The following is a 20,388-nucleotide window of genomic DNA, read 5'->3' as shown; positions in this document are numbered from 1 at the left end:
ATTTAGGGTATAGGTGTAGCCCGGTTTCAGTTATGTTTCAAATTTACTGCGTGAAACAGCGATTGAAACGTTAACTGAAACGTTTTTTACCCCTTTGCCAGGAAAATGGCGCTGAATAGGTTGTAACTCACTTATTTTTATCGCGTTTAATTTTTTCCCTCACCGAAGTACAACCTGGCCCGCCCCTTGCTCTGTCTGTTTCATCTGGCTAATCGGAGAAAACGTCATGACGCTGCGCTCACCCGGGCTCGCCTTTCGTCAGGCCCTGAGTAAAGAAAAACCCCTGCAAATCGCCGGCGCGATCAACGCCAACCATGCGCTGTTGGCCCAGCGGGCCGGATTCCAGGCCATCTACCTTTCCGGCGGCGGCGTGGCGGCCGGTTCGCTGGGGCTGCCGGATCTGGGTATTTCGACCCTGGACGATGTGCTGACCGACATTCGCCGCATCACCGACGTTTGCCCGCTGCCGCTGCTGGTGGATGTGGACAGCGGTTTCGGCGCTTCGGCGTTCAACGTCGCCCGCACGGTGCGATCGGTGAGCAAGGCCGGGGCGGCGGCGCTGCATATCGAAGATCAGGTCGGCGCCAAGCGCTGCGGCCATCGCCCCAATAAGGCCATCGTCTCCACCGAAGAGATGGTGGATCGCATCAAGGCGGCGGTGGATGCGCGCAGCGATCCGGACTTCGTGATCATGGCGCGCACCGACGCGCTGGCGGTGGAGGGGCTGGAGGCGGCCATCGAGCGCGCTCAGGCTTACGTGGCGGCCGGGGCCGACATGCTGTTCCCGGAAGCGATCACCGAACTGGGCATGTACCGCCGCTTTGCCGAGGCGACGCAGGTGCCGATCCTCGCCAACATCACCGAATTCGGCGCGACGCCGCTGTTTACCACCGACGAGCTGCGCAGCGCCCGGGTGGATATGGCGCTGTATCCGCTGTCGGCCTTCCGGGCGATGAACCGCGCGGCGGAGCGGGTATACCGTGCCCTGCGCGAAGAGGGCACGCAGAAAAGCGTCATCGACACCATGCAGACCCGCAACGAGCTGTACGAAAGCATCAACTACTATTTGTTCGAAGAGAAACTCGACGCTCTGTTCGCTCGCCAGCGCGACGAATAAGCGCCATTCACGCAGAAGCCAAATGAGGACAGTATGAGCCAAGCGATCCCCGCGCAAAGCCCGACTGGCGATAAGCCGAAAAAATCCGTGGCGTTATCCGGCGTGCCCGCCGGAAATACCGCGCTGTGCTCCGTAGGGCGCAGCGGCAACGATCTGCACTACCGCGGTTACGACATTCTCGATCTCGCGCGCCACTGCGAGTTTGAAGAGGTTGCCCACCTGCTGATCCACGGCAAATTGCCCAACCGCGACGAGCTGCAGGCCTACAAACACCGTCTCAAAGCGCTGCGCGGCCTGCCCGCCAGCGTGCGCACGGTGCTTGAGGCGTTGCCTGCGGCGTCTCACCCGATGGACGTAATGCGCACCGGCGTCTCGGCCCTTGGCTGCACGCTGCCGGAAAAAGAGCAGCATGGCGCGGCCGGCGCGCGCGACATCGCCGACCGGCTGCTGGCCTCGCTGGGATCGATGCTGCTGTATTGGTATCACTACAGCCACAACGGCGAGCGCATTCAGCCGGAGACCGACGACGATTCCATCGGCGGCCACTTCCTGCACCTGCTGCACGGCGAAGCGCCTTCCGCCAGCTGGGAACAGGCGATGCACGCTTCCTTGATCCTGTACGCCGAGCATGAGTTCAACGCCTCGACCTTCGCCGGCCGAGTGATCGCCGGCACCGGCTCCGACGTCTATTCGGCGATCGTCGGCGCCATTGGCGCGCTGCGAGGGCCGAAGCACGGCGGCGCCAACGAGGTGTCGCTGGAGATCCAGCAACGCTATGAAACGCCGGAAGAAGCGGAAGCCGACATTCGCCGCCGCATCGACAACAAAGAGGTGGTGATTGGCTTCGGGCACCCAGTGTACACCGTCTCCGATCCGCGCCATCAGGTGATCAAAGAGATCGCGCTGCGCCTGTCGCAGGAAGCGGGGGCGATGAAGCTGTATGACATCGCCGATCGGCTGGAAAGCGTGATGCGCGACACCAAAAAGATGTTCCCCAACCTCGACTGGTTCTCGGCGGTGTCTTATCACCAGCTGGGGGTGCCCACCGAAATGTTCACGCCGCTGTTTGTCATGGCGCGGGTGAGCGGCTGGTCGGCGCACATCATCGAGCAACGGCAGGACAACAAAATCATTCGCCCGTCCGCCAACTATACCGGGCCGGAAGCGCGGGCGTTCGTACCGCTGGATCAGCGCTGAGCGCCGATCGTTATCGTGTCGTTTTCACTATGGAGCCTTTGGGAATCATGATGCTTGAGTCTGCCAATACCCGCCGTCCGCCGTTCGATCGCGAAATGGTCGATATCGTCGATTATGTGATGAAAGAGGCCGTCGATACCCCGGCGGCGTACCGCACCGCCCACTATTGCCTGCTCGATACCCTCGGCTGCGGGCTGGAGGCGCTGAGCTATCCGGCCTGCAAGAAACTGATGGGGCCGGTGGTGCCGGGTGCCGAGGTGCTGAACGGCACCCGGGTGCCGGGCACCCGCTTCCAGCTGGATCCGGTGCAGGCGGCGTTCAATATCGGCGCCATGATCCGCTGGCTCGACTTCAACGACACCTGGCTGGCGGCGGAGTGGGGCCACCCGTCGGACAACCTGGGCGGGATCCTGGCGGTGGCCGACTGGCTCTCGCGCCAGGCGGTGGCGGTGGGCAAGGCGCCGCTGACCATGCGGCAGGTGTTGATCGCCATGATCAAGGCGCATGAGATCCAGGGCTGTCTGGCGCTGGAAAACGCCTTCAACCGGGTGGGGTTGGATCACGTGCTGCTGGTGAAGGTAGCGTCCACCGCGGTGGTGGCGCAGCTGCTCGGCCTGAGCCGGGCGGAGATCCTGAACGCGGTGTCGCTGGCGTGGGTGGACGGGCAGTCGCTGCGTACCTATCGCCACGCGCCGAACGCCGGCACCCGCAAATCCTGGGCGGCGGGGGATGCGACCGCCCGCGCGGTGCGGCTGGCGCTGATGGCCGCCACCGGCGAGATGGGCTACCCCTCGGCGCTGACGGCGCCGACCTGGGGGTTCTACGACGTCTCTTTCAACGGCAAGCCTTTCCGCTTCCAGCGGCCGTACGGCGCGTACGTGATGGAGAACGTGCTGTTTAAAATTTCGTTCCCGGCGGAGTTCCATGCCCAGACCGCCGTGGAGGCGGCCATGACGTTGCACCGCCAGATGCAGGCCGCCGGTAAAACCGCCGCCGACATCGCCAGGGTGAGCATCCGCACGCACGAGGCCTGCCTGCGTATTATCGACAAGCAGGGGCCATTGGATAACCCGGCGGATCGCGATCACTGCATTCAGTATATGGTGGCGATCCCGCTGCTGTTCGGCCGGCTGACGGCGGCGGATTATGAGGATCGGGTGGCCGAGGATCCGCGCATCGACGCGTTGCGCGGCAAGATCCGCTGCCATGAAGATCCCGCCTTCACCCGCGATTATCACGATCCGGAAAAACGCTCGATCGCCAATGCGCTGACGGTGGAGTTCGCCGACGGCAGCCGCCTGGATGAGGTGGCGGTGGAGTACCCTATCGGACATGCCCGGCGGCGCGAAGAGGGCATCCCTCTGCTGATCGAGAAGTTCAAAACCAACCTGGCGCGCCAGTTCCCGGCCCTGCAGCAGCAGCGCATTCTCGAGGTGTCGCTGGACCGGCAGCGGCTGGCGCAGATGCCGGTCAACGAGTATCTCGATCTGTGGGTGATCTGACGCGAGCGACGCTGACAAGCCACGTCGGCGTCGCTATGATGGACGCTCCATTCCCGTCCATCTTCTTATCAGGTGATTCATGATTGACGCCGCAACGCTGTTGTTGTTTTCCGGTGCCTGCGTGGCGCTGGCGCTGACCCCAGGCCCGGATATGCTGTTGATCGCTTCGCGCAGCGTCAGCCAGGGGCGGCGCGCCGGTTTCGCTTCGCTGGCGGGCATTCAGCTCGGCACGTATTGCCACGCGTTGGCGGCGGCGCTGGGGTTGTCGCAACTGTTCGTCGCCGTGCCGCTGGCCTACGACGCGGTAAGAATGCTGGGCGCCGCCTATCTGCTCTATCTGGCGTGGAAAACGCTGCGATCCGGCAGCAGTTTGCAGGCTTCCTCCGGGTTGCAAGCGGTGCCGACGGCGCGCATTTTCCGCCAGGAGCTGTTCACCAACATGCTCAACCCGAAAATGGCGCTGTTCGTGCTGGCGCTGTTCCCGCAGTTTATCGATCCGCGTTCAGGCTCGGTGGTGGTGCAGATGCTGGCGCTGGCGACGGTGCTGAATCTGGTGGGGTTGCTGATTAACGGCGGGGTGATCCTGGCGGTCAGCGGCATGAAAAGCCGCTTCGCCGGCCGCCGCTTCAGCGCCCGCTGGCCGAACTACCTGCTGAGCGGGGTGTTCGCCGGGCTGGCCTGCAAGCTCATTTTCGACAGCCGTCGCTAACCCTCGCGCAGCAGCGCTTCAAACGCCGCGCTGGCCGGATCGTCCGGCAGCGCGCTGTACATCACCAGCCGCAGGTGATTCTCTTCGTCGACGATGAAAGAGGCGTGGTCAAAGGTGACCGGGCCGATTTCCGGGAGGGTGAAGCTGCGCCGCCCCTGGCAGCGTCCGTGGATATCGTGCTGCCGCCAGAGCCGGCGGAACGGCGGCGATACCCGCTCCAGTGCCTGTACCCGTTGGCGCATTACCTCATCCTCCGGCGCGCGGGCGTAGTCGCGGCGGAAGCTGGCCAGGATTTGCGGCGCCTGCGCCTCCCACTCCAACAGGCGTTCATTGAGCTGCGGATCGGCAAACAGCATCCACAACATGTTGCGCTCTTGCGCCGGGCGTTCACCGATGGCGAACAGCCGCTGCGCCGCCGGGTTCCAGGCGATGATATCCCAACTCAGGTTCATGACGTAGGCCGGCCGCAGCGGCAGGTCGTCCAGCAGCCGCCGTACCAGCGGCGAGACCTGGCACCACTGATGGCCGACCGGTACCGGCGGGCGCTGATGCGCCAATAAAAACAGGTGGTAGCGGCCGGCGGCGTCGAGCTGTAGCACTCGCGCCAGGTTTTCCAAAAATGCCACCGACGCATTGATTTCCCTGCCTTGTTCCAGCCAGGTGTACCAGGTGAGGCCGACGCCGGCCAGCGCCGCGACCTCCTCGCGCCGCAATCCCGGCGTGCGGCGGCGGCTACCGCTCGGCAAACCGACCGCTTCCGGCGACAGCTGTTCTCGCTTTTGACGTAGAAAATCCGCCAGTTCGTGGCGGGTGCGCTCGAGGGTACGTGGGGGCATGGCGGCCGTCCTGTTGCTGTTAGTAATAGTATAACTGGCTATATAGTAACAGTTTAAACCCTGTTCCATACTGCGGCCATCATAATCGCTGGAGGTGGTATGGAACATTCATTATCTCGTGAACGGCGGGCATTGCCCGGCCTGCCGGTACTGCTGTTGGGCGGCTTCGTCACGGTGTTTGATCTGTTTGTGGTCAACGTGGCGGCGCCGGTGATCCAGCGGCAGTTCGCCGCCGATTTCGCCGGTGTCGGTTTGATCGTCGCCGGCTATGAACTGGCGTTCGGGGTGCTGCTGATCGCCGGTGGGCGCCTGGGGGATCGCTTCGGGCGCCGGCGTCTGTTCAGCCTCGGCATGTTGGGATTTACGCTGAGCTCTCTGCTGTGCGGGCTGGCGGGATCGCTCAACCTGCTGATCGCGGCGCGTATCCTGCAGGGGGCGGCGGCGGCGCTGCTGTTCCCGCAGATCTATGCCTTGATGCGGGTGTTGTACGTGCCGCAACAGCGGCGGCGCGCCTTCGCCTGGCTGGGCATGACGCTGGGATTGGCGGCGATCTTCGGCCAGATCCTCGGCGGATTTATCATCGAGGCCAACCTGTTCGGCAGCGGTTGGCGCATGATCTTTCTGATCAATTTGCCGATCGGCGCGCTGGCGTTGTGGGCGGCGCGGCGCATTCCCGAATCGCGGGTGGCGCAGGCGCAGCGGCTGGACGGCGTTGGCCTGTGGCTGGCGGCGACCGGCCTGTCGCTGTTGCTGCTGCCGCTGCTGGAGGGGCCGGCGCGCGGCTGGCCGTGGTGGATAGCGCCGATGCTGGCGTTGGCGATGGTGACGCTGTGGGGCTTCCTGCGTTGGGAGCGCCGTCTGGCGCGGCGCGGTGGTGATGCGGTACTCGATCCGGCGCTGTTACGCCAGGCAGGCTTCGCGCCGGGTATGGCGGTGGTGCTGGCGATTTATGCCACCGCTTCCTCGTTTTTCTTGTGCTTCGCGCTGCTGCTGCAGGCGGGGGCGGGGCTGACGCCTTTTCAGGCGGGCAGCCTGTTCGCCCCGGCCAGCGCGGCCTTTATGCTGGCGTCGATGCTGGCGCCTCGGTTGGCGCTGCGTTGGGGCAACGGCGTACTGAGCGTGGGCGTAGCGATTTACGCCGCCGGGTTGGCGCTGTTGATGGCCCAGGCGCTGTGGGGCGCAGCGCTGGCGCATCCGCTGCGGCTGCTGCCGGGGTTGGTGGTGCTGGGATTCGGCCAGGCGCTGAGCATGACGCCGCTGCTGAATCTGGTGCTCGGTTTGGCGCAGGAGCGGCAGGCGGGCATGGCGGCGGGCCTGGTTGCCACCGTGCAGCAGGTGGGAGGCGCGCTCGGCATCGTGGTCAGCGGCGTCGGCTTCGTGCCGCTGCTGGCGAACGGCGGCGCGGCGGAACGCTATGCGCAGGCCTTTGCCGGCGCTATGGTATTTAATCTGTTGGCGATGGGCATTGCCCTGATCTTGTTAAACCGGATCACTCGAAATAGTCAGAAAGCGGATCTTAAGTAGGCCGCCGGCGGGTGCTTTACTGTCGTCATGATGAGAGAGCGTAAGGAGCCACACTGATGTTTCAACCCGCCGCATTTCGCGAAGACGATTTGGATGCCCAACTGGCGCTGGTGCGCGCCCACCCGCTGGGGCTATTGGTCAGCCACGGCGAGCAGGGATTGACGGCCGATCCGCTGCCGTTTCTGGCCGATGTCGAACAGGGGCAGATCCGGTTGCGGGCGCACCTGTCGCGCGCCAACGAGCACTGGCGGCGGCTGCAGTACGCGGCGGAATGCCTGGTGATTTTTCAGGGCGCGGAAGGTTATGTGTCGCCCGGCTGGTACCCGAGCAAGCGCCAGACCGGCAAAGTGGTGCCGACCTGGAATTACAGCGTGGTGCAGCTGTATGGCGTGCCGACGGTGATGGACGACCCGGCCTGGCTGCGCCGCCAGCTGATCGACCTGACGGCGCAACAGGAAGGGCGCCGCCCGGCGCCCTGGCGGCTCGACGACGCGCCGGCCAACTACATCGCCGCGCAGCTTAAAGGCATCGTCGGTATCGAGATCGCCGTCACCCGGCGCGAAGGCAAATGGAAGATGAGCCAAAACCGCAGCGCCGACGATGCCGATGGGGTGATCGCCGGGCTGAGCGATGGCGATGAAACGCAGCGGCGGCTGGCGGCGGAGGTTGAGCGGCGGCGCGGATAGGGTATGCTAACCGAAGAGTGAGCAAGGGGAACCTTCGGATGGATTACACCAAAATTATCAAAGAAATAGGCCGCGGCAAAAATCATGCGCGCGACCTGGACCGGCAGACCGCTTTTGAGCTGTATCAGGCGATGCTGGCCGGGGCGGTCCCCGAGCTGGAGCTGGGCGGCATTCTGATCGCGCTGCGCATCAAGGGGGAGGCCGAAGAGGAGATGCTGGGCTTCTACCAGGCGATGCAGCAGCAGGTGTTGCCGCTGCAGGCGCCGCAGGGGCGGCCGCTGCCGGTGGTGCTGCCGAGCTACAACGGCGCGCGCAAGCAGGCCAACCTGACGCCGCTGCTGGCGCTGCTGCTCGCGAAAGTGGGCCTGCCGGTGGTGGTGCACGGCGTGCTGGACGACAGTACCCGCGTGACCAGCGCCGAGATTTTTCGCGCCCTGGGGCTGCCGTGGTCGGAGCAGGCCGCTCACGCCCAGCAGCGTCTCGATAACGGCGAAGCGGTATTCATGCCGGTTTCCGCGCTGTCGGCGCCGCTGGCGCGTCAGCTCGGGCTGCGTTGGCGCATGGGGGTGCGCAACAGCGCCCATACGCTGGCCAAGCTGGCGACGCCGTTCGGCGAACAGGATGCGCTGCGCCTCGCCAGCGTCTCGCACCCGGAGTATGTCGGCCGGGTGGCGTCGTTTTTCCGCCAGATCGGCGCTCGCGGGCTGTTGATGCACGGCACGGAAGGCGAAGCCTACGCCAACCCGCTGCGCTGCCCGCAGATTCACTATATTGCCGGCGGCGAACAGCGCGTGTTGCTGGAGCGCACCTTGCAGGATGAAACGCCGACGTTGCCGGCGGCGAAAAACGCGGAAACCACCGCGCGCTGGACCGAGCGCTGCCTGGCGGGCGAGGTGGCGATCCCGCAGGCCATCCAGCGGCAGATCGCCTGTTGCCTGGTGGCCGCCGGCGAGAGCGAGACGCTGGAACAGGGGCTGCAGCGCCTACATCAGGCCTGAGTGCGACTATACTGGGATATTTCCTCATCGGCTGAGAAGGACGGTTATGCAACAGGCTCTCGATTACTTCAATCAATTGAACCAGGATTACCTCGACGTACACCGCGCCAAAGAAGATCTGTTCTGGCAAAACTACATGGGCACCGGCGGTGAAGACGTGTCGGCGCGCTTTTCCGCCGCGGAAAGCGCCTATAAGCGCTTTATCGCCGAACCGCGCCGGCTGGCGGAGATCCGCCATCTGCTGGCCGGATTGGAAACGCTGCCGCAGGAGGCGCAGCGCGATGCGCTGATCCACGGCCTGCAAGGCTGGCTGCGTTTCTTCGACTGTAACACCATTGAAGATCCGCAGGCGCAGGCGCTGTTGGATCAGATCATCCACGCCGAATCCGATCTCTACTCGCGCCGCAAGGGCTACCAGGTCACGCACCTGAACGCCGAGGGCCAGCGGGTGGCTGCCTCGCTCGGCGAGCTGTTGACCAACCAGGCGACCAACCCGAACGAAGACTATCGCCGCAGCTCGCAGCAGGCGCTGCGCGATCTGGAGCAATGGCTGCTGCATAACGGCCTGCCGGCGCTGATTGGCTTACGCAACCGCTTTGCGCGCCAGATGGGCTATCGCAACTATTTCGACTACAAGGTGAACAAAACCGAGCGCATGACGCCGGAGCAGCTGTTCGCCATTCTGGATCGTTTCGAGCGGGAAACCCGCGAGGCCAACGCGCGCAGCCTGCAGCAGCTGGCGGCCGACAAGGGCAGCCAGGCGCTGGAGCCGTGGAACGTGCGCTTCGCCAGCGCCGGCGACGTCACCCGCCAACTGGATCCTTACTTCCCGTTCTCGCGTTCGCTGGAACGCTGGGTCGACAGCTTCAAACGCCTGCACATCGGCTTTGGCGGCGCCGAGATGAACCTCGATCTGCTGGTGCGCAAAGGCAAGTATGAGAACGGCTTTATGCACGGCCCGGTGCCGCCGTTTGTGCGCCAGGGGGAATGGGTGCCGGCGCGCATCAACTTCACCAGCCTGGCGCAGCCGGGGCAGGTGGGCAGCGGCGCTTACGGGCTCAACACCCTGTTCCACGAAGGCGGCCACGCGGCGCATTTCGCCAACATTCGCCAGAATGCGCCGTGCTTCTCGCAGGAGTTCCCGCCGACTTCAATGGCCTATGCCGAAACCCAGTCGATGTTCTGCGACAGCCTGCTGGACGACGCCGACTGGTTGAAATGCTATGCGAAAAACGCCGCCGGCGAAGCGGTGCCCGATGCGCTGATCGAAGCCGGCATCGCGGCGCGCCAGCCGATGCGCGCGTTCAACGAACGCCATATCCTGCTGGTGCCGTACTTCGAGTGGGCGCTGTATCAGTGGGATGACGAGCAGCGCACGCCGGAAGCCATCACCGCGCTGGCGCGCGAGGTCGAGCAAAAGATCCTCGGCATCAGCGGCAGCCCGCGCCCGACGCTGGCGATCCCGCATCTGCTGTCGCTGGAGTCCGCCTGCTCTTACCAGGGCTATCTGCTGGCGATGATGGCGGTGGAACAAACCCGCCAGTTCTTCCTGCAGCGCGACGGTTACCTGACGGACAACCCGGCCATTGGCCCGGATCTGGCGCAACACTACTGGTTGCCGGGCAACAGCGTCAGCCATGACGACACGCTGCGCAGCCTGACCGGCGAAGGGTTCAACCCGGACTCTCTGGCGCAGGCCTGTAACCAGACGGTGGCGCAGGCGTGGCGCGAGGCGCAGCAGACGATGGCCGCCGCCGCCGCGCGCCCGCAGCCGCCGGCGGATTTCGATTTGGAGGCGCACATTCGGGTGGTGGACGGCGAGACGGTATTGGCGGATAACGCCGACGGTGACGAACGGATGTGCCGCGACTTCGCCGCGGCGATAGAGGCGCGTTTGGTTTAAGGCTGACGATAAAATCCACGCGGCAGCGTGGATTTTATTTAATGGTTAAAACCGGGCGTTATTTTATTCGAAATAGACGTCGGGATTATCGGCCAGGGAAACGAAGCTCTTGGTGTTTCTGTCCAGCGTACGAATTTCGCCGCTTTCGATGTCGTACACCCAGCCGTGCAGGCGCAGCCCGCTGTTGCGCAGACCCACCGCAACAGAAGGGTGGGTTTTGATATTATTTAGCTGGGCGATAACGTTCTCTTCCACCATAGCGTTAACTTTGTCTGTTTCGCTATTCCAGGTTTTCTTCTCGACCACCGCTTTGGCCGCATCCGCGTAGTGCAGCCAGTGGGCAACGGCAGGCATAGGGTCGAGGCATTGGCAGGACGCGATAGCCTTCATGGCGCCACAGTTCGAGTGGCCACAAATCACAATATCAGTCACGCCCAGCGCCACCACCGCGTATTCGATAGTCGCAGAAACCCCACCCGGCTCCGGGCCAAAGGAAGGGACGATGTTACCGGCGTTGCGGATAACGAACAGTTGCCCAGGCTCTTGCTGCGTCACCAACTCGGGCACCAGGCGGCTGTCAGAACAGGAGATAAACAGCGCTTTAGGATTTTGGCTGGAGGCCAGGCTGCGAAAGAGTTCCTTACGCTGCGGGAAAATCTCTTTCTGGAAACTGAGGAAACCTTCAATGATATGTTGCATACAACGCTCTCTGCATCTGTAGTCTGCGTAACATGATAATCATCCTCTCCCGTTAGTCCAGCAATGGGGTGGTAAAAAAATGTGTGCTCATCCCTCCTGCAAACCCCATTAAATACGGGGTTTCTACCCGTTTTCGGCAGCATTGTCCGGTTCGTTTACGTGTCGGGGGGGGCTGACGAAGCGGAAGGGTGTTTTTTCACTTGTCAATGGAGCTGACGATATGATTACGGCTAAAGGAATGGCGCGAAAGCTCACCGTGGGTGAGATAGGAGTTGCCCAGATCATTTTTAAGAATGCTATCGATTACTCGAGGGTGAGTGTGCATAACGCGGGTTATTTCCCTTTTGGTTTGCAAAATGACAATACGGCCGTTACACCGAACGGCGAAATTTATTTCACTCCAAAGAATTTTCGTGAAGATTATTCAAGAGAGAGCGCGGGTTTTCAACATTGGTTTATCCATGAAATGGCGCATGTTTGGCAGTATCAAATGAAGATGAATGTGTTGCTCAGAGGCACCATGAGCTGGGCGGCAACTTATGAATACTCTCTTCCCAACTATAACACTCTCGCTGATTACGGAATGGAGCAGCAGGCCTCCATCCTTGCCGACTACTTTTTACTTATTCGTTTTAGTCGAGAAGAGTGGCGTCGTAACAAACGGATGGCTGGCTTGGAAGGGCCAGGTAAGAAACTCGCTGTCGTACCCATTCAGCGCTAATGCACTTGAACATAAAATAAAAAAGCCCGCCGGGGTGATAGCCGGCGGGCTTTTTGACGTCTGGGGCGGTGATTATTTGTAGATAACCGCGGTGGCGTGCATCAGGTTGTTACCGCTGGTGGAGGTGATGGTGAAGGCCTTGGCGCCTGCCGCATCGGCTTTGGCGGCCAGTTGAGACTTCAGGCTGCTCAGGTCGGTTGCGCCGCTGGCGACGATCACGCCGGCTTTTTCGAATTGGGCGGCATCCTGGGCGCTGACGTGCTCAGCGGCGAAAGTGGTGAAAGAAACGGTGGCCAGGGCGATAGCAGCAGCAAAAGTTTTGATGGTTTTCATGTTCGTCATTCCTGTCAAAGTGAATTAGGGAGAAAGGGGGTTGCCTTTCGATGGGAAGATTATTGCGCAGTGACAGGCGGGATGAAATCGGAGAGTGTTGATAGTTTTGTTCAGATTTTTTGATTATTTATTCCCCGTTCATCTTCTGCCTAAACGGGGAGAGACGATCAGCGCGTCGGGCGCGCCAGATCGAAACGGTGCTGTTCGGAAATGCCATAGTAGGCGGTCGGGCCGCCGGCGCGCAGGATCGGTTCGGCGGCGGCGGTCTGGTAGACGCCGTGTTCGTCCAGCAGCGCCGGATCGAGGTGCACCGCCACCACTTCGCCCAATATCAGCCAGGTTTCCACCTGTTCCCCGGCAGCGGTTTGCAGCTGAATGCACTGGGTCAACCGGCATTCGAAGTTCACCGGGCTTTCGGCCACGCGCTCGGCTTTGACCCGGCGCCCGGGCAGCGGCGTAACGCCGGCGAAGGCGAATTCGTCCTCACCGCGCGGCAGGGTGATGGAACTGTTGTTCATCGCTTCCGCCAGCGGGCGCGTCGCCAGGTTCCAAACGAACTCACCGGTTTCCACGATATTCGCCACGCTGTCTTTCCAGCCGGTGCTGGCGAAACCGATGATGGGCGGGCGATAGTTGAAGCAGTTGAAAAAGCTGTAGGGCGCCAGATTGCGCAAGCCGGCGGCGCTGCGGGAAGAGATCCAGCCGATGGGGCGCGGGCCGACGATGGCGTTCAGCGGATCGTGCGGCAGGCCGTGGCCGGCGGCGGGTTCATAATAATAACGAGATTCACGGCTCATGGGGGACCCTGTGGCAATCGATGAAGCTTTCATTGTGCCGGGTTTCCCGCCGCTGCGCCATTGCGGGCGGGATGTGTTATCTTACGCATCGGAAATACCTTCAAGAGAGCCCGTCACGGTGGAAAAAAAGAAAACCTTCCCGCAGCAGAAAAGCGGCCTGCATCCGCGCAACCGTCATCGTTCGCGCTACGACTTCCCGGCGCTGATCGCCAGCTGCCCGGCGCTGGCACCGTTCGTGAAGCCGAACGCCTGGGGCGATGTCTCGGTGGACTTCGCCGATCCGGCGGCGGTGAAAATGCTCAACCGTGCGTTGCTGCAACACTTTTACGGCATTGAGCACTGGGATATTCCGGCGGACTACCTGTGCCCGCCGATCCCCGGCCGCGCCGACTATCTGCACCACCTGGCGGATCTGCTGGCGACCAGCAACGGCGGCGAGATCCCGCGCGGCAAGGGCGTGGCGATCCTCGACGTCGGCGTCGGCGCCAACTGCATCTACCCGATCGTCGGCCTGCGCGAATACGGCTGGCGTTTCACCGGGTCTGAAATCGATCCGGTGTCGCTCAACTCGGCCAAGATGATCGTCGAGATGAACCCGACGCTGCGTAACAGCGTGCGTCTGCGGCTGCAAAAACAGCCTGAGCTGATTTTTAGCGGCATCATCGGCGCGGCCGAGAAATTCGACGCCACCCTATGCAACCCGCCGTTTCATGCGTCCGAGCAGGAAGCGCGCGCCAGCACCCGCCGCAAGCTGCATAAATTGGGCAAAGGGGAAGTGGCCGCCAAGCCGGTGCAAAACTTCGGCGGCAAGAACAACGAGCTGTGGTGCGAAGGCGGCGAAGAGGCCTTCGTGCGCAAGATGGTGGAAGAGAGCGTCGGCAAGGCCAACAACTGCCTGTGGTTTACCTCACTCATCTCGAAAAACACCACGCTGCCGGCCATTTACCATGCGCTGAACGTGGCGGGCGCGGCCGAGGTACGCACCATCGAGATGGCGCAGGGGCAAAAGATCAGCCGCTTCGTCGCCTGGACCTTCCACGACGCCGAGCAACAGGCCGCCTGGGCAGCCGAACGCTGGCGCTAACCCTTCCGGCGCCGGTTATCCTGACGGCGCCGACAAAAATCCGCATTTTACCTTTCAATTTTCATCACTTACGTTATTCTCAATACGGGTTTAATAATAAAAATCTTAGGCTATTGGTTTATTTAAATTCTAATAATTACTTTACTGAATAAATAAATTTAATCCGGTTAATAGCAATAACCAGAAGGAACGACGCTGCCCGTTCCTTCCGCGATGGCACGTCTGCGTGTGGGCGCGGCATGTGGCCAGGCAAAAATAAGAAAAGCGCCATCATCTGCCACAAGGACTACACCTTATGCTGTTACGATTCAGTCAGTTAACTACCCACAAAGGCGCCGAACTGAGCGCGATAGAACACGCCGTTCCGATGATCGTATTCTCACCCGACGGCACGGTATTGCGCGCCAACGATCTTTTCCTCAGCACGCTGGGATTTCAACGCGATGACGTGATTGGCCGACATCACCGTATTTTCTGCGATCCGAACTATGTCGCCAGCCCGTTATATCGCAAGCATTGGGAGACGCTGAATAAGGGCCAACCCATCACGGACACCATAAAACGCATCGCGAAAAACGGCGAGGCGGTATGGCTGCAGGGCACCTATGCACCGGTGCTGAATAAACAGGGTAAGGTGGTGGAAATCGTCAAGATCGCCAGCGAAGTGACCGAGCGAGTGACCCAGGCGCAGGAACACCGCAGCCTGCTGGCGGCGCTGAATCGCTCGATGGCGATGATCGCTTTCACGCCGCAGGGCACCATTGTCAGCGCCAACGACAATATGCTGGCGCTGATGGGCTATCGGCTGGAAGAGGCGTGCGGGCAGTCGCATGCGGTGCTGTGCCCGCCGGAGTTCGCCGCTTCCGACGATTATCGGCGGCATTGGCAGCGCCTGGCGCGCGGCGAGTTCATTACCGGGCGTTTTGAGCGCCTCAACCGGCGCGGCGAACGGGTATGGCTGGAGGCCAGCTACAACCCGATCCTCGACAGCGAAGGCCAGGTGGTGAAGGTGGTAAAGATTGCTCAGGACATCACCCGGCTGATGCAACAGCAGCAGCATGAAGAAGAGATGGTACGCAACGCGCATCATCTGTCGCTCGATACCGATCGGCAGGCGGCGCAGGGCGCGATCATCGTGCAGCAGGCAGTGAAAGGCATGCAGCAGGTTGAAGCGGCGGCGCGCGAAACCTCGGACGTGGTCACCGAGCTGGGCAAGTGTTCTCAGCAGATCGGCACCATCGTCGAAGCCATTCGTAAAATCGCCTCCCAAACCAACCTGCTGGCGATTAACGCCTCGATCGAAGCCGCCCATGCCGGTGAGCACGGGCGCGGTTTTGCCGTGGTGGCCAACGAAGTGCGCACGCTGGCGGAACAGTCGCGCAAGGCGGCGACCGAGATCGAACGCATGACCAAATCTATCCAGCAAGGCGTGGCGGCGGCGATTGCCGGCATGGCAACCTGCGTAGAGCAGGCCGGCGGCGGCGTGGCGCTGACCCATGATGCCGGGGAAGTGATCAACCAGGTCAACATCGGCATGCACGACGTCGTGAAACTGATGCAGGCGTTTACGTCGGTGAAGCAGAGCGACGCGCTGCACTGAGTTTTCATCACGCCGCCCGCCAAAAACGGGGGCGGCGTTTTTTATCTTCCCGCCGATTCGTACGCCGTTGAGCCGCGGTTCAATTTTACCGGCCTATGCTATCCTTAAATATGAACGAACGTTCGTTCATTAGTTCATGTTCATTCGATGGCGCCAGGCGCCCCCCTTCACCGTTTCGGGAGTTGCCGATGGGAAACCGAGAAAAGATTGTCGAGGCCGCGCTGCACAGCTTTACCCAGAAGGGATTTCACCAGACCAGCATGCGGGATATCGCGCAGGCGGCGGGCGTCAGCGTCGGCAACCTCTATAACCACTTTACCGGCAAGGAGGCGTTGATCGGCGAGATTGCGCTGCTGGAAAACGGCGTATTCACCGAGTTTGCCGCCGGATTGCGGGCCGACAGAAAGCGGCCGAAGCAGGCGCTGTCGGCATTTTTTACCGCCTATCACGCTTTTGTCGCCGAGCCGGCCAATGTGCAGCTGTCGGCTGAGATCGTGGCGGAGGTGGCACGCACCCCGGCGTTGGCCGAGCCGTTCGGCGCTAACCAGCGGCAGCTGATTGAGGCGCTGGCGACGGTTATCGCCGAGGCTCAGCAAACCGGTGAGATTGCACCGGCGATAGCGCCGTTACCGCTCGCGCAGCTGGTGCTGGACGTGATCGAAAGTCAGGCCTGGCGGCAGGCGATCTTTGCGTCGTCTGCGCCGGAGGAGACCACGCCGGTGCGGCTGTTGGAACAGCTGCTCTACCGGCATCCCTAGTCGAGGTGGATATGCTGCACATTGAGCCGTACCGCGATGCTGACCGCCTGCAAACGGCGGCGCTGATCTACGCCGCGTTCTGCGACAAGTTCCAGCGCGCGCGCCGTCTGAGCCCCCGCCTTCAGTGGCGTCTGTTCTATCGGCTGTGGAGTTGGAAGCAAGGCGGCAGCCGGGAGCGCAGCTTCGTGGTGAAGCAGGATGAACAGGTGGTGGCGGCCTTTGCCCTCAATGCGGCCGCTGGCGAGAACAACGCCGGGCGGCGTCCGCATGCCTTGCCGATTTGGCGGCTGTGCCGCCGCTATGGTTGGCTGAACGTTTGGCGCATGTATCTGCAAATGGCGGTGTTGCGGCACACCCCGGCGGCCGATGAACTGTATCTCTCTTACCTGGCGGTGGCCGAGAATCAGCGCGGCAAAGGGGTGGGCAAGCGGCTGCTGCAATGGATGAACGACTACGCTGCCGGGCAAGGCGCGGGCCGGCGCCTGAGCCTGCACGTCAGCCGGCGCAACGTGGATGCGCTGCGCCTGTATCGGCACTGCGGTTTTCAGGTGCGGCGAGAAGATCATTATGCTTCGTTGGGATGGCTGTTCGGTCAGGCCGACTGGGTGTTGATGGAGAGACGCTGTGGGGAGGCGACGTGCGCAAAATAGGACTGTGCAGCGTGGTGCTGTTTCTGCTGGCGCTCGGGTGGGTCATTTTCGTCAACGACTTTCGCTTCGTCACCGAACCGGTCACGGTGACCGCCGGCGGCAACCGGCTGACCGGCACGCTGGTGTTGCCGCAGCATGCGCCGGTCAAGCCCGGCGTCGTGGTGTTCGTGCACGGCGATGGGCCGGCTAACGCCAGCCGCGACGAAGGCTATTTCGGCATTTGGGAGGCGATGGCGCAGCAGGGCTACGCGGTTTTATCCTTCGATAAGCCGGGCGTTGGCGGCTCGGGCGGCAACTGGCTGCATCAGACCATGGCGGATCGTGCGCGGGAAACCGCCGATATCATCGACTGGGCCCGGCGAGACGGGCGCTTCGATGCGCGCTGCGTGGGGCTATGGGGCACCAGCCAGGCGGGGTGGGTGATGCCGGAGGTGGCGCGTTTACGCCCCGACATCGCCTTCACGCTGGCGCTGGCGCCGGCGATTAACTGGCTGCGGCAGGGGCGCTATAACACCCGGGCGGCGATGGCGGCCGCGGGGGATGATGAAGCACAAATCCAGGCGCGCGAGGCGCATTGGCGCCACATTCAGACGCTGCTCGAACAGCCGGACGGCTACGCGCATTACCGCCACGAGTATGGTGCCGCCGCCGCATTGAACGCCGACCGCTGGCGCTTTATCCGCGCCAACATGGCCAGCGATGCGACGGCGGGATTGCGGCATTTCAACACGCCGGTGCACCTGATCCTGGGCGGGCGCGACGTCAACGTGGACGCGGACGAAACCGAGCGCGTGTATCGGCAAACGATCCCGGCCTCGCTGCTGACGGTGACGCGCATCGACGAAGCCGACCACGTGATGATCAAACCGCTGTTCGCCCGCCATCCGTGGCTGATCAACGTGGTGGGCCTGTTTGCGCCGCGCTCGGTGCAATACGACGCCTACCGACAGGACGTGGCGGCCTTCTTGGCCGCTCAGCCCTGCGGGCGCGGGCGCTAACTGCCGGGAGCCGCGGGCGGTGCCTGTTCTTCGTGCGGCTGCGGCGCGCGGGAGATTTGCATCGCCTGCTGAGGCATGCCGATGCCGGCCCGATCGAAATGGATTTTCACCAGCCGATCGAGGGCGTATTGCACCACCCACTGTTTCAGCGCCTGTGTGCGCACCGTCACGCGGGTGGTGAACGAGCGGTCGCCCAGCGCCACCACGCCGTTGAAAACCGGCTCGCCAATCAGGAAATGCTTCACCTGTTCATCTTGCTTCAGCGCCGCGACGGCCTGATGCAGCACCTCATTGACCCGATCAATATCCTCGTCGCGGCTGACGGTGTAGTTGGCGCGATACACCCCGAACTCACGCGCATAGTTGGCCAGCGTAGTGATCGAGGAGTACGGCACGATGTGGTAGACGCCGTAGTCGTCGCGCAGGCCGATCGAGCGAATGGTCATGCGCTCCACGGTGCCGGTGATGCCGCTGACGGTGACGTATTCGCCGGTGTTCATGCCGTTTTCGAACTGGATGAATACGCCGGTAATCACGTCTTTCACCAGCGTCTGGGCGCCGAAGCTGATAGCCAGCCCCAGCGCGCCGGCGCCCGCCAGCAGCGGCGCGATGTTCAGCCCGACCTGCGACAGCACGATCATCACGGTAATGGTGCTGATAACGATAGCCAGCACGTTGCGAAACAGCGTCAGCAGCGTGCGTTCGCGCGCGCTCGGCCGCACGCCGTTGCTGAGCTCCAACGCCAGGCGGTGCTCGATGATGCTGGCCATCAGCGTCCAGCTGAAGACGGCGATCAGCAGGATCAGCAGGATATGCACCAGCCCGCCGAGCGTCCGCTGGCCATTTTCGCTGCCTGCCCACTGGTACAGATTAATCAGGTGCCAGGCGTCAAGCAGGAACAGCGTCACCGCCAGCACCACCATCACCCGCAGTATCTTCAACCCGTTGGGGATGTAGGAGTTAATGCGCCGCTCAAGCATCGGATAGCGCAGATTGACGTCGGTCGGCAGCGAAATGCGGCGGAAAATCCAGCGGGTCAGCATGCCGGACAGCAGAGCGCCGACGCCGACCACCAGCAGGCTTTTCACCGTGGCGCTCATCATAAAGCGCAGGCTGTTGCCGATGTCGAACTGGGACAGCACGAACAACACCAGAAAATAGGCGATCGCCAGCAGGTGCCAGATATGTCCCAGGCCGCGCAGGATCACGCTGAAAAACGCCATCGACCGTTCGGCCAGCAGGTTGATCTGTTGCTGTATCGGCTTGCGGTTGTGCAGGATCAGCCAGATGGCATACAGCGTCAGCGCCAGCATCACCACCAGGTTGACGGCGGCGGCGGCCGGGTAGCTGATTTGCACCGCCACCACCGGCACCACCACCATCAGGCCGTAGCCGATCAGCCCGCTGAGCCAGGCGAGGCGCGTGTTCCAGTAGCGCGCGCTCGGGTCGCTGAAGGGGAAGGGGCGCAGGTAGTCGAAGTTGGGGGCGAAAATCAGCCGCAGCACCGCCTTGAAGAACTCAATCACCGCGAAGGCGCTGAGAAACAGGGTCTGCAGCCGCAGAATGGTGGCGCTGTCGGCGTGGACGTGGCGGGCGAACAGGTTGCCCGCCGCCAGCGCCAGCAGCAGCACCAGCAGATCGACGGCGAAAGCGCCGAGAATGGCGGCGGGGCGTTTATACCACGGGCCGCGCTGCAGCCGGGCGTTGTGCCCCCAACTGCCCATGCGCTTGTACAGCGGCGCGATCAGCCGCCGGATCAGGTGGAACAGCGCAAAGGTGACCGCCACCGTCAGCAGAAAGTAGCCCAGCGCGCGGAAAAAGCCGGCGGGATTGAAAACGCGCTTCGGGCCGGAATCGATCAGCTTTTGCAGCGCGCCGAGCTTCTGGTTAAAGGTGCCGATGCCTTCCTGCGCCAGCGCGTTCAGGCTGTCGCTCAGCGTCGCCGGCGTTGATTCCTCCGGCGTTGTCGGGACGGCGGTGGGGGTATCGTCGGCGGCCTGTTTCAGGTGGTTGATGAGTTCCGCGCGCGCTTTGTCGTCTTGCAGCAGATCGGCCAGCGCGGCGTAGGCGGCTTTCTGCTGCTCGCTCTTGTCGGCGGGCGCGGGCGGCGCGTTTTGCGCCAGGGCCGGTGGTGCGAAGACGTTCAGGGTCAGCAACAGCAGCAGGAAAAGCAGGTGTTCTCGCAGATGAGAACCTCGTCGGGAGTCTGCGTTTGGCGGCATTGTTCCTCTCTTTGGCGTTCTGTGATCGGCGGATGTAAAAGCAATACGATGAAA

At 62.5% G+C, this 20,388-nt stretch carries 19 protein-coding genes; 14 read left to right on the top strand and 5 right to left on the bottom strand.

Annotated features, from left to right (window positions below):
- The first annotated feature begins 226 nt into the window (after window positions 1-226).
- The 4 genes from prpB to GF111_RS05265 all read left to right on the top strand — a co-directional run bounded on the left by prpB (window position 227) and on the right by GF111_RS05265 (window position 4,525).
- Window positions 227-1,117 (top strand): methylisocitrate lyase, encoded by an 891-nt coding sequence (gene prpB, locus GF111_RS05280; RefSeq protein ID WP_016928535.1) that lies wholly within the window; start codon window positions 227-229, stop codon window positions 1,115-1,117.
- A 33-nt stretch (window positions 1,118-1,150) separates the two neighbouring features.
- A complete protein-coding gene (gene prpC / locus GF111_RS05275; RefSeq protein ID WP_038880540.1) occupies window positions 1,151-2,314 on the top strand; it encodes a 2-methylcitrate synthase in 1,164 nt (387 codons plus the stop codon).
- Window positions 2,315-2,364: 50 nt separating this feature from the next.
- Entirely contained in the window at window positions 2,365-3,816 is a 1,452-nt protein-coding gene (locus GF111_RS05270) for a bifunctional 2-methylcitrate dehydratase/aconitate hydratase (RefSeq protein ID WP_147191638.1), read from the top strand.
- Between the two features lie 79 nt (window positions 3,817-3,895).
- Window positions 3,896-4,525: a LysE family translocator gene (locus GF111_RS05265; RefSeq protein WP_147191634.1), complete on the top strand. Its 630-nt coding sequence runs from the start codon at window positions 3,896-3,898 to the stop codon at window positions 4,523-4,525.
- Here GF111_RS05265 and GF111_RS05260 read toward each other — a convergent pair.
- Window positions 4,522-5,361 carry a helix-turn-helix transcriptional regulator gene (locus GF111_RS05260; RefSeq protein WP_055316062.1) on the bottom strand — a complete coding sequence of 280 codons (840 nt, stop codon included), beginning with the start codon at window positions 5,359-5,361 and terminating at the stop codon, window positions 4,522-4,524. The genes GF111_RS05265 and GF111_RS05260 overlap by 4 nt on opposite strands.
- Window positions 5,362-5,460: 99 nt before the next feature.
- Here GF111_RS05260 and GF111_RS05255 point away from each other — a divergent pair, with 99 nt between their 5' ends.
- Genes GF111_RS05255 through GF111_RS05240 form a run of 4 tightly spaced genes read left to right on the top strand, consistent with a single transcriptional unit; the run spans window position 5,461 to window position 10,472 of the window.
- The gene (locus GF111_RS05255) at window positions 5,461-6,885 is read left to right on the top strand and encodes an MFS transporter (RefSeq protein WP_038880530.1); all 1,425 of its coding nucleotides are present in this window, start codon (window positions 5,461-5,463) and stop codon (window positions 6,883-6,885) included.
- A 56-nt stretch (window positions 6,886-6,941) separates the two neighbouring features.
- Window positions 6,942-7,571 carry an FMN-binding negative transcriptional regulator gene (locus GF111_RS05250; RefSeq protein ID WP_048233070.1) on the top strand — a complete coding sequence of 210 codons (630 nt, stop codon included), beginning with the start codon at window positions 6,942-6,944 and terminating at the stop codon, window positions 7,569-7,571.
- A gap of 38 nt (window positions 7,572-7,609) precedes the next feature.
- The gene (gene ybiB, locus GF111_RS05245; protein ID WP_047728231.1) at window positions 7,610-8,569 is read left to right on the top strand and encodes a DNA-binding protein YbiB; all 960 of its coding nucleotides are present in this window, start codon (window positions 7,610-7,612) and stop codon (window positions 8,567-8,569) included.
- Window positions 8,570-8,615: 46 nt separating this feature from the next.
- On the top strand, window positions 8,616-10,472 hold the full coding sequence (locus tag GF111_RS05240) for a M3 family metallopeptidase (protein ID WP_147191301.1): 1,857 nt from the start codon (window positions 8,616-8,618) through the stop codon (window positions 10,470-10,472).
- Window positions 10,473-10,535: 63 nt separating this feature from the next.
- On the opposite strand, the gene GF111_RS05235 is transcribed toward GF111_RS05240, so the two are convergent.
- Window positions 10,536-11,171, bottom strand: coding sequence for a carbonic anhydrase (locus tag GF111_RS05235; RefSeq protein WP_004939270.1), 636 nt, complete (start codon window positions 11,169-11,171; stop codon window positions 10,536-10,538).
- Window positions 11,172-11,391: 220 nt separating this feature from the next.
- Between GF111_RS05235 and GF111_RS05230 the strand changes: the two genes are divergently transcribed.
- Window positions 11,392-11,892, top strand: coding sequence for a hypothetical protein (locus GF111_RS05230; RefSeq protein ID WP_224217818.1), 501 nt, complete (start codon window positions 11,392-11,394; stop codon window positions 11,890-11,892).
- Window positions 11,893-11,964: 72 nt separating this feature from the next.
- Here the strand turns inward: GF111_RS05230 and GF111_RS05225 are convergent, their stop codons facing one another.
- Together GF111_RS05225 and GF111_RS05220 are read right to left on the bottom strand one after the other, a co-directional pair.
- Window positions 11,965-12,225: a YdgH/BhsA/McbA-like domain containing protein gene (locus GF111_RS05225; protein ID WP_015377148.1), complete on the bottom strand. Its 261-nt coding sequence runs from the start codon at window positions 12,223-12,225 to the stop codon at window positions 11,965-11,967.
- Between the two features lie 167 nt (window positions 12,226-12,392).
- Window positions 12,393-13,022 carry a flavin reductase family protein gene (locus tag GF111_RS05220; RefSeq protein ID WP_038880516.1) on the bottom strand — a complete coding sequence of 210 codons (630 nt, stop codon included), beginning with the start codon at window positions 13,020-13,022 and terminating at the stop codon, window positions 12,393-12,395.
- Window positions 13,023-13,140: 118 nt separating this feature from the next.
- Between GF111_RS05220 and rlmF the strand changes: the two genes are divergently transcribed.
- The 5 genes from rlmF to GF111_RS05195 all read left to right on the top strand — a co-directional run bounded on the left by rlmF (window position 13,141) and on the right by GF111_RS05195 (window position 18,112).
- Window positions 13,141-14,106 carry a 23S rRNA (adenine(1618)-N(6))-methyltransferase RlmF gene (gene rlmF, locus GF111_RS05215; RefSeq protein WP_168653910.1) on the top strand — a complete coding sequence of 322 codons (966 nt, stop codon included), beginning with the start codon at window positions 13,141-13,143 and terminating at the stop codon, window positions 14,104-14,106.
- 295 nt (window positions 14,107-14,401) lie between these two features.
- Window positions 14,402-15,706, top strand: coding sequence for a PAS domain-containing methyl-accepting chemotaxis protein (locus tag GF111_RS05210; protein WP_047728222.1), 1,305 nt, complete (start codon window positions 14,402-14,404; stop codon window positions 15,704-15,706).
- Between the two features lie 188 nt (window positions 15,707-15,894).
- A complete protein-coding gene (locus GF111_RS05205) occupies window positions 15,895-16,464 on the top strand; it encodes a TetR/AcrR family transcriptional regulator (protein ID WP_038880511.1) in 570 nt (189 codons plus the stop codon).
- 11 nt (window positions 16,465-16,475) lie between these two features.
- Window positions 16,476-17,114, top strand: coding sequence for a GNAT family N-acetyltransferase (locus GF111_RS05200; protein ID WP_147191303.1), 639 nt, complete (start codon window positions 16,476-16,478; stop codon window positions 17,112-17,114).
- Window positions 17,102-18,112: a S9 family peptidase gene (locus GF111_RS05195; RefSeq protein ID WP_055312676.1), complete on the top strand. Its 1,011-nt coding sequence runs from the start codon at window positions 17,102-17,104 to the stop codon at window positions 18,110-18,112. The genes GF111_RS05200 and GF111_RS05195 overlap by 13 nt, the downstream gene beginning before the upstream one ends.
- Here the strand turns inward: GF111_RS05195 and ybiO are convergent.
- Window positions 18,109-20,334: a mechanosensitive channel protein gene (ybiO, locus tag GF111_RS05190; protein ID WP_147191305.1), complete on the bottom strand. Its 2,226-nt coding sequence runs from the start codon at window positions 20,332-20,334 to the stop codon at window positions 18,109-18,111. The genes GF111_RS05195 and ybiO overlap by 4 nt on opposite strands.
- Window positions 20,335-20,388 lie beyond the last annotated feature (54 nt).

The organism is Serratia sp. HRI (assembly GCF_010119335.3).
Lineage (GTDB): Bacteria > Pseudomonadota > Gammaproteobacteria > Enterobacterales > Enterobacteriaceae > Serratia > Serratia nevei.
The sequence above is the reverse complement of the archived record's forward strand: the minus strand, read 5'-3'. Positions and strand labels throughout refer to the sequence as shown.

What these genes read in the sequence shown, in the direction of transcription:
- prpB (WP_016928535.1), top strand. Translation starts at nt 227, where the DNA reads ATGACGCTGCGCTCACCCGGGCTCGCCTTTCGTCAGGCCCTGAGTAAA.
- prpC (WP_038880540.1), top strand. Translation starts at nt 1,151, where the DNA reads ATGAGCCAAGCGATCCCCGCGCAAAGCCCGACTGGCGATAAGCCGAAA.
- GF111_RS05270 (WP_147191638.1), top strand. Translation starts at nt 2,365, where the DNA reads ATGCTTGAGTCTGCCAATACCCGCCGTCCGCCGTTCGATCGCGAAATG.
- GF111_RS05265 (WP_147191634.1), top strand. Translation starts at nt 3,896, where the DNA reads ATGATTGACGCCGCAACGCTGTTGTTGTTTTCCGGTGCCTGCGTGGCG.
- GF111_RS05260 (WP_055316062.1), bottom strand. Translation starts at nt 5,361, where the DNA reads ATGCCCCCACGTACCCTCGAGCGCACCCGCCACGAACTGGCGGATTTT.
- GF111_RS05255 (WP_038880530.1), top strand. Translation starts at nt 5,461, where the DNA reads ATGGAACATTCATTATCTCGTGAACGGCGGGCATTGCCCGGCCTGCCG.
- GF111_RS05250 (WP_048233070.1), top strand. Translation starts at nt 6,942, where the DNA reads ATGTTTCAACCCGCCGCATTTCGCGAAGACGATTTGGATGCCCAACTG.
- ybiB (WP_047728231.1), top strand. Translation starts at nt 7,610, where the DNA reads ATGGATTACACCAAAATTATCAAAGAAATAGGCCGCGGCAAAAATCAT.
- GF111_RS05240 (WP_147191301.1), top strand. Translation starts at nt 8,616, where the DNA reads ATGCAACAGGCTCTCGATTACTTCAATCAATTGAACCAGGATTACCTC.
- GF111_RS05235 (WP_004939270.1), bottom strand. Translation starts at nt 11,171, where the DNA reads ATGCAACATATCATTGAAGGTTTCCTCAGTTTCCAGAAAGAGATTTTC.
- GF111_RS05230 (WP_224217818.1), top strand. Translation starts at nt 11,392, where the DNA reads ATGATTACGGCTAAAGGAATGGCGCGAAAGCTCACCGTGGGTGAGATA.
- GF111_RS05225 (WP_015377148.1), bottom strand. Translation starts at nt 12,225, where the DNA reads ATGAAAACCATCAAAACTTTTGCTGCTGCTATCGCCCTGGCCACCGTT.
- GF111_RS05220 (WP_038880516.1), bottom strand. Translation starts at nt 13,022, where the DNA reads ATGAGCCGTGAATCTCGTTATTATTATGAACCCGCCGCCGGCCACGGC.
- GF111_RS05210 (WP_047728222.1), top strand. Translation starts at nt 14,402, where the DNA reads ATGCTGTTACGATTCAGTCAGTTAACTACCCACAAAGGCGCCGAACTG.
- GF111_RS05205 (WP_038880511.1), top strand. Translation starts at nt 15,895, where the DNA reads ATGGGAAACCGAGAAAAGATTGTCGAGGCCGCGCTGCACAGCTTTACC.
- GF111_RS05200 (WP_147191303.1), top strand. Translation starts at nt 16,476, where the DNA reads ATGCTGCACATTGAGCCGTACCGCGATGCTGACCGCCTGCAAACGGCG.
- ybiO (WP_147191305.1), bottom strand. Translation starts at nt 20,334, where the DNA reads ATGCCGCCAAACGCAGACTCCCGACGAGGTTCTCATCTGCGAGAACAC.